At 72.9% G+C, this 8,080-nt stretch carries 5 protein-coding genes; all 5 read left to right on the top strand.

The genetic code is table 11. The features are described from left to right. The first annotated feature begins 16 nt into the window (after window positions 1–16). Window positions 17–1,390 (top strand): NDP-hexose 2,3-dehydratase family protein, encoded by a 1,374-nt coding sequence (locus tag HFV08_RS30505; RefSeq protein WP_168543804.1) that lies wholly within the window; start codon window positions 17–19, stop codon window positions 1,388–1,390. After that, the gene (locus HFV08_RS30500; RefSeq protein ID WP_312885894.1) at window positions 1,387–2,424 is read left to right on the top strand and encodes a Gfo/Idh/MocA family protein; all 1,038 of its coding nucleotides are present in this window, start codon (window positions 1,387–1,389) and stop codon (window positions 2,422–2,424) included. The genes HFV08_RS30505 and HFV08_RS30500 overlap by 4 nt, the downstream gene beginning before the upstream one ends. Before the next feature lie 39 nt (window positions 2,425–2,463). Continuing rightward, on the top strand, window positions 2,464–3,081 hold the full coding sequence (locus tag HFV08_RS30495) for a TetR/AcrR family transcriptional regulator (protein WP_168543803.1): 618 nt from the start codon (window positions 2,464–2,466) through the stop codon (window positions 3,079–3,081). A 69-nt stretch (window positions 3,082–3,150) separates the two neighbouring features. Further along, window positions 3,151–3,933, top strand: a complete 783-nt coding sequence (locus HFV08_RS30490) for a VC0807 family protein (protein WP_210430978.1) — start codon at window positions 3,151–3,153, stop codon at window positions 3,931–3,933. A 376-nt stretch (window positions 3,934–4,309) separates the two neighbouring features. After that, window positions 4,310–8,080 (top strand): type I polyketide synthase (locus HFV08_RS30485; protein ID WP_168543802.1); only part of this gene is annotated, 3,771 nt, incomplete at its 3' end.

Below are 8,080 nucleotides of genomic sequence, written 5' to 3'. Positions count from 1 at the left end.
ACCAAAGGGCGGACGTATGACAGCGACATCGGTGCTGGTGCCTTCCTCTGCCGGGCACGCCCGGACCAGGGCGCGACTCGCGGTCTCGGCGGCGGCCGGCGGCGGCGTGCTGAGCGAGGCACAGCTCGCCGCGTGGCTGCGGGACCGGCGCGCGGCCCAGCCGCAGCGGGTCGAACGGGTGCCCTTCGCGGCGCTGCGGGGCTGGGACTTCGACGCGGCCGGGGGCGATCTGCGGCACTCCAGCGGGCGCTTCTTCTCGGTGCACGGCCTGCGGGTGCGCTCCGACTTCGGACCGGTGGCCGCCTGGGACCAGCCGATCATCCGGCAGCCGGAGGTCGGCATCCTGGGCATCGCGCTGCGGTACTTCGACGGGGTGCCGCATCTGCTGATGCAGGCCAAGGCGGAGCCGGGCAACATCAACGGCGTACAGCTCTCGCCGACGGTCCAGGCGACCAAGAGCAACTACACGCGGGTGCACGGGGGTTCGGCGGTGCCGTACCTGGAGCACTTCCGGCGGGCCGCGCCCGGTTCGGTGGTCGCGGACGTCCTGCAGTCGGAGCAGGGTTCCTGGTTCCTGCACAAGCGCAACCGGAACATGATCGTGGAGGTCGGCCCCGAGGTGGTGGCGGAGGAGGACTTCGCCTGGCTGACGCTGGGTCAGGTCAACGCGCTGCTGCGGCAGGACGACATGATCAACATGGACGCCCGTACGGTGCTGTCCTGCCTGCCCGACTGGCGCCAGGGGGAAGCCGCCGGGGACGCCCTGCACAGCGACGCCGACATCCGGAGCTGGATCACCGACCGGCGGGCGGTGCACGAGGTGAGCGCGGAGCCCATCGGGCTCGCCCGGACCGAGGGCTGGCACCGGGACGAGAAGGCGGTGGCGCGCGAGGACGGGCGGCACTTCAGCGTCGTGGCGGTGGACGTCTCCTCCGGCCGGCGCGAGGTCCCGGCCTGGTCGCAGCCGCTGATCGAGCCGCACGGCACGGGGATCGCCGCGCTCTTCGTCCGGTGGGCGGGCGGGGTGCCGCACGTACTGCTGCGCGCCCGCGCCGAGGCGGGCTTCCTGACGACGGTGGAGCTCGGCCCCACGGTGCAGTGCGTACCGGAGAACTACGCGCACCTGCCCGCGGGCAGCCTGCCGCCGTATCTGTCCGAGGCCCTGGAGCGGCGGGCGAAGGCCCGCTACGACGTGCTGCTCTCGGAGGAGGGCGGGCGCTTCCTGCACGCCCGCAGCCACTACATGATCATCGAGGTGGAGGACGAAGTGCCGCTCGTGTCGGACGAGTTCCGCTGGGTGTCGACCCCGCAGGTGGACGAACTCCTGCGCTACAGCCACCACTTGAACGTGCAGGCGCGGACGCTGATCACCGCGCTGAGGACGCTGTGAGCGCGGCGGAGCGCCCCCTGCGGCTGGGCGCGCTCGGACACTCCTCGATCGCGTGGCGGCGGGTGCTGCCGACGGTCGCGCGGGTGCCCGGCCTCGACCTGGTGGCGGTGGCGGGGCGCACCCCGCGGAAGGCGGCGCGCTTCGCCGAGCACTTCGGCTGCGCGGCCGAGGAGGACGGCGAGGCGCTGCTCGCCCGCCCCGACGTGGACGCCGTCTACATCTCCACCCCGACCTCGCAGCACCACGTGTGGGCCGAACGCGCCCTGAACGCGGGCAAGCACGTGCTGGTGGAGAAGCCGATCGGGGTCGACGCCCGGGAGGCGGAGGAGCTCTGCGAGCTGGCCGAGAAGCAGGGTCTGGTGCTGCGGGAGAACTTCATGTTCCTCCACCACACCCAGCACGAGTTCGCCGCCAAGCTCGCGGCGAGCGGCAGACTCGGCCGACTCGCCTCCTTCCAGGCCTCGTTCAGCATCCCGCCGCTGCCGAAGGACGACATCCGCTACGACCCCGACCTCGGCGGCGGCGCCCTGCTGGACGTCGGCGTGTATCCGCTGCGCGCCGCCTCGCTGCTGCTGGGCCCCGAACTCCGGGTCGCCGGCGCCTCGTTGCGCACCCGCCCGGACGGCCTCGACCTCGCCGGGCAGGTGCTCCTGGTCTCCGGCACCGGGGTGCTCGCCGAGCTGTCCTTCGGCTTCGAGCACGCCTACGCCTCCGCGTACACGCTGTGGAGCGACCGGGCGCGGCTGACGGTGACACGGGCGTTCACCCCGCCGCCCGGGCTCCGGCCGGAGGTGATCCTGGAGGAGCAGGACCACGAGGAGCGGTTCAGCCTGCCCGCCTGCGACCAACTCGCCGCCTGTCTGCATGAGTTCACCGAGTCCGCCCGGCACGGGGGCCCGGCGCGCGAGCACCGCCCGGCCGGGGCGGTGGCCACCATGGAACTGGTCGACGCGGTGCGCGCCCGCGCCGTCGAGGTGCCCGTCCCCGACCCCGGGGAGGCCGGTGCGGACACAGCCGGCCAGGGAAATGAATAAGGAATACCCAGAAACGGATCATGTAAATTTGATGTCGTGATGCCCAAAGAAGAGCAGGCGAATCGCACCTTCACGCAGAATGCGCGGCGCACTCAGATCATCCAGGCCGCAATCGAGACACTGGCCGAAATCGGCTACCAGAAGACGTCGTTCAATCAGATATCAAAGAGAGCGAATCTCCGCAGCACCGGCATGATCTCCTACCATTTCTCGGGGAAACCGGAACTCTACTCCGAGGTGGCCGCCACGGTCCTCGCGATGGCGGAGGAGACCACGGGCTCGCGCATGGAGCGGGAGGAGACCTTCCGCGGCAGGCTCCGGGCGTACATCGAGGCCAACTTCGAGTTCCTCGCCCGGTATCCGGCCCATACGCAGGCGCTGGCCCAGATCCTCATGATGGACTGCGGACGCGACATCACCCGCTCGCAGACGCTGGCCCGCAGTGTGCTCTCCGTGGAACGGCTGAGCCTGCTGCTCGAACAGGGCCGCAGCGCGGGCGAGTTCGGGGCGTTCGACGCGCTCACGATGGCCCTCGCCATCCGCGGCGCACTCGACGGCGTACTGCGGCGCTACCTCAAGAACGTCGACCTGGACCTGGAGCGGTGCGCGGCGGAGCTGACCGCCGCCTTCGACCAGTGCACCCGGCCACGGCAGTAGGGGACGTCCTCACCCCCTAGCGGACACCCGGTCGGCCAGGCCGCCCGCCGAACCTCTGGAGCTCTGTTCATGACGCCCCCCACACCCGGCTCCTCCGACACCTCTCCCCCCACCACCCCCTCCGGCGGCGAACCGTCCGGGGACGACGCGCCCTCCCGCTCCTCGCACTGGGGCTTCGCGCTCGTCGTCCTCTGCGACATCGTCCTGCCGGTGGCCCTCTACTACCTGCTGCGCGACCGCGGCATGAGCGAGATCAACGCGCTGCTCCTGAGCGGCTCGGCACCCGCCCTGCACACCGTGTACTCCGCCGCGCGCCACCGCAGACTCGACGCCATCGGCGTCTTCACCATGGTGCTCCTGGTCACGAGCGCGCTCGCCACGCTGCTCACCGACGACCCCCGGATCGCCCTGGCCCGCAACGGCCTGTTCACCGCCCTGGCCGGGCTGTGGCTGCTGGCCACGCACTTCACCGCACGCCCCTTCACCTACCAGGCGCTGCGGGCCCTGCTGCCTCCCAAGAAGGACCTCCTCGAGCGTCTGTGGACGACGGACGCCTCCTTCCGCGGAGTCTGGCGGGGCCTGAACATCCTGTGGGGGGTCGGCCTGCTGTGCGACGCCGGGCTGCGCCTGCTCATGGCCTACACGCTGCCGGTCGACTCGGTGCCCGTACTCGACGGGGTCCTCTACGCGGCCTCGTGGATCCTGCTCCAGGTCATCACCCAGATCACCCTCCACCGCAGCGGCACCACCCGCAAGATCTTCGGTGACCTGGGGCGTGGCAAGGGACGCCGCCCCGGTCGGAAGACGCCGAGCGGCACGCCCGCCGCGGACGGCTCCGCCGCCCCCCACTGAGCCCGCGCGGTCCGCGTGCCCCCTTTCCCGGGCGGCTCCGGACCGCGAGGCCCCCGCCCCGCCCGCCCGGTGGACGACCCGGCAGGCAGCGGACGGGGGAGCCCGGCGCACGGCACCCCGGTGCCGTGCGCCGGGGCTGCGGCATGTCCGCGAGCAGGCCGCCCAGCGCCCGGCCGGCCCCCCGCTCGACCCCCGTTCCCCCAGGTCAGCGAGGTGCGGTGGAAACGCTAGGCGATCCCCTAGCGGCGGTCTGCCGATACTGACCGGGCAGCAGCGGGTTTCAGGCCCTCGCGCGTACTCACGCCAGGCGCTGCTCCGCCCCGGTTCGTCGGCTGCACCGCATTTCCGCTCCCGATGCGATTGGAATCTGAGACGCGTGAGTGACGAGTTCCGGGATGATCTGATCCGCCCGCTGCACGAGCTGCTTGCCCACAACGCCGGTCGCTTTCCGGAGAAGACCGCCTTCCGGGACGCGCGACGGGCGGTGACGTACCGGCTCCTGGCGGAGCGGACGCGCTGCCTGGCGGGCCACCTCAGGGACCTGGGCGTCGAGCCCGGCGACCGCGTGGTGCTCCGCCTCGGCAACCGCGTCGAGATGGTCGAGGCCTACCTCGCCGTCGCCCGCGCCGGAGGGGTCGCCGTACCCCTCGACCCCCAGTCCACCGACGCCGAACTCGGCCACCACCTCACCGACAGCGGTGCGGTCCTGGTCATCGGCGCCGCCGCCCAGGCCGCGCAGATCCGCGAGGTGAGCGCGGCGACCACCGCGCCGCGCCTGGTCCTCGCCGGCTCTCCCGGTGAAGTCCCGGACGGCGTACCCCGGTTCGAGGAGCTGGCCACCACCGAGCCGGGCAGCCCCGCCCACGACGCGCGCGGCCTCGACGAGCCCGCCTGGATGCTCTACACCTCGGGCACCACCGGTACCCCCAAGGGCGTCGTCCTGACGCTGCGCTCCTCGCTGTGGGCGACCGCCTCCTGCAACGTCCCGCTGCTCGGCCTCGGTTCCGAGGACCGCGTGCTGTGGCCGATGCCGCTCTTCCACGCCGTCTCGCACAACATCGGGGTCCTCGGGGTGCTGGCGGCCGGTGCCTCGGCGCACCTCATGGTGGGCGCCGCGGCCGACGAGATCCTCGAAGCCGCCGTCGAGGAGGGCTCCACCTTCCTCGTCTCCCCGCCCGCGCTCTTCCACCGCATGGTCCAGGAGATCCGCCGGGGCGCGCCGCGCCCGGACACGCTCCGGGTGTGCATGGCCGCGGGCTCGCCCTGCCCGGCCGGTCTGCACGAGGACTTCCAGGAGGCCTTCGGCATCGGCCTGATCGACAGCTACGGAAGCACCGAGACCGGCGGCGCCATCACCACGCACGTCCCCGGCGGGCCGCGGGTACCCGGTTCCTGCGGGCTGCCGCTGCCCGGGCTCGCGCTGCGCCTGACGGATCCGGAGACCCGGCAGGAGGCCGCCGAGGGCGCTGAGGGCGAACTCTGGGTCCAGAGCCCGGCGTTGATGCTCGGCTACCACAACCGCCCCGAGGAGACCGCGGAGGTCCTGCGGGAGGGCTGGTACCGCACCGGCGACCTCGCACGCCGCGACACCGAGGGGTACGTCACCCTCACCGGCCGGGTCAAGGAGGTCATCAACCGCGGCGGGGAGAAGGTCCACCCCCGCGAGGTGGAGGAGGTGCTCGGCCGCGTCCCCGGGGTCAGCGACGCCGCCGTCGCCGGGCGCCCCCACCCCGTGCTCGGGGAGGTGCCGGTCGCCTATCTGGTGGGCGAGCCCTCCGCCGTCGACCCGGCGGAACTCCTCGCGGCCTGCCGCCGGGAGCTGTCGTACTTCAAGGTGCCCGACGAGTTCCGCCTGGTTCCCGCGATCCCGCGGAACGCGGCCGGGAAGGTCGCCCGCCGCGAGCTGGCCGGGCTGTCCGGCACCCTGCTCCTCGTCAACCCCTCGGTGGCCGGCCGCCCCGACCTGGAGGCCGCGGACCAGGAGACACCCCTGCCCGCCGCCCCGGCACCGGAGAACGGCACGGCCGCGGGGCGCGGTCTGCTGGATCTCGTACGGGCCGCCGTGGCGGAGGCCGTGGGGCTCGACTCGGTGGACGAGGTGCCCGCCGACCGGGCCCTGCACGCGATCGGCCTCACCTCGCTCGGCGCGGTCACGCTCCGGGACAAGCTCTCCTCGGCCACCGGCCGCCGCCTCTCCGCGGCCCTGGCCTACGACCACCCGACCGCCGCCGCCCTCGCCGCGTACCTGGAGGGCGAGATGCTCGGCACCGCACCCGAGGCCGCCGCCACCGCTCCCGAACGGCACGACCCGGACGAGCCGGTGGCCGTGGTCGCCATGGGCTGCCGCTTCCCCGGCGGGGCCGACACCCCGGGGGCCCTGTGGGACCTCGTGCTCGCCGAGACGGACGCGGTCGGACCGCTGCCGGCGGAGCGCGGCTGGGACCTGGACCGGCTCCTCGGCGAGGAGACCGGCGGCACCGGCAGGTCCTCCGCCCGGCAGGGCGGCTTCCTGGACGATGTCGGCGGTTTCGACGCGGAGTTCTTCGGGATCTCGCCGCGTGAGGCGCTGGCGATGGACCCGCAGCAGCGGCTCCTCCTGGAGACCGCCTGGGAGACCTTCGAACGCGCCGGGATCGACCCGGCCTCGCTCAAGGGCACCACCACCGGCGTCTTCGCCGGGGTGATGCACGGCGGCTACGGCCCCGGTCTGCACAGCCGCGTACCGAAGAACCTGGAGGGCTATCTCGGCAACGGCGCCGCGAGCAGCGTCGCCTCCGGCCGCCTCTCCTACACCTTCGGCCTCCAGGGCCCGGCCCTCACGGTCGACACGGCCTGCTCCTCCTCGCTGGTGGCGCTGCACCTCGCGGCGCAGTCGCTGCGCAACGGCGAGTGCTCCCTGGCGCTCGCGGGCGGCGCGACCGTGATGTCCACCCCGGCCGCACTGGTCGAGTTCAGCCGTCAGGGCGCGCTCTCCGCCGACGGCCGCTGCAAGGCGTACGCGGCGGCCGCCAACGGCACCGGGTTCTCCGAGGGGGTGGGTCTGGTCCTGCTTGAGCGGTTGTCGGACGCCCGCCGGGCCGGGCATCCGGTGCTCGCGGTGATCCGGGGCTCGGCCGTCAACCAGGACGGCGCCAGCAACGGCCTGACCGCGCCCAACGGGCTCGCCCAGCAGCGCGTCATCCGCACCGCCCTCGCCAACGCCCGCCTGAACCCCGCCGACATCGACGCCGTCGAGGGCCACGGCACCGGCACCACCCTCGGCGACCCCATCGAGGCGGAAGCCCTGCTCGCGACCTACGGTCAGGACCGTCCGGCGGACCGGCCGCTGCTGCTCGGCTCGCTCAAGTCGAACATCGGGCACACCCAGGCCGCGGCCGGGATCGCCGGAGTGATCAAGGTCGTCCAGGCGATGCGCCATGGCCGGCTTCCGCGCACCCTGCACGTCGACGCACCCTCCCCGCACATCGACTGGACCACCGGCGGGGTCGAACTCCTCACCGAGACGGTCGAATGGCCCGAGACCGGCCGCCCGCGCCGGGCGGGTGTCTCCTCCTTCGGCGCCAGCGGCACCAACGCCCACCTGATCCTGGAGCAGCCCGAACCCTCCGAGGAGCAGGCCCCGGCGGCGGAACCGGAGCCCGAGGACACCGCGGTGCCCCTGCTGCTGTCCGCGCGCACCGAGGACGCGCTGCGCGAACAGGGCGAGCGCATCGCCGACTTCCTGGAGCAGCACGAGGAGGTCCCGCTGCGCGAGGTGGCCCGCACCCTGAGCGGTACGCGTGCGGTGTTCTCGTACCGGGCGGGTCTGGTCCCCCGCTCACGCCAGGACGCCATCACCACACTGCGCGACCTCACCCACACCGACCACCCCCACCTCTCCACCCACCACAGCCCCCCACAACACAACCCCGTCTTCGTCTTCCCCGGCCAAGGCTCCCAATGGCCCGGCATGACCGCCCAACTCCTTGGCACCAACCACGCCTACACCCAACGCATCCACCAATGCGAACAAGCCCTCAACCCCCACATCGACTGGTCACTCACCGGCGTCCTCACCCAACAACCCGACCAACCCACCCTCGACCACGTCGACATCATCCAACCCACCCTCTGGGCCGTCATGGTCTCCCTCGCCGCAGCCTGGCAA

This window comes from Streptomyces physcomitrii (assembly GCF_012273655.1).
Classification (GTDB): Bacteria; Actinomycetota; Actinomycetes; order Streptomycetales; family Streptomycetaceae; genus Streptomyces; species Streptomyces physcomitrii.
The sequence above is the reverse complement of the archived record's forward strand: the minus strand, read 5'-3'. Positions and strand labels throughout refer to the sequence as shown.

Excerpts from the sequence above, each read along its gene's own strand:
- HFV08_RS30505 (WP_168543804.1), top strand. The coding sequence starts at position 17 with ATGACAGCGACATCGGTGCTGGTGCCTTCCTCTGCCGGGCACGCCCGG.
- HFV08_RS30490 (WP_210430978.1), top strand. The coding sequence starts at position 3,151 with ATGACGCCCCCCACACCCGGCTCCTCCGACACCTCTCCCCCCACCACC.
- HFV08_RS30495 (WP_168543803.1), top strand. The coding sequence starts at position 2,464 with ATGCCCAAAGAAGAGCAGGCGAATCGCACCTTCACGCAGAATGCGCGG.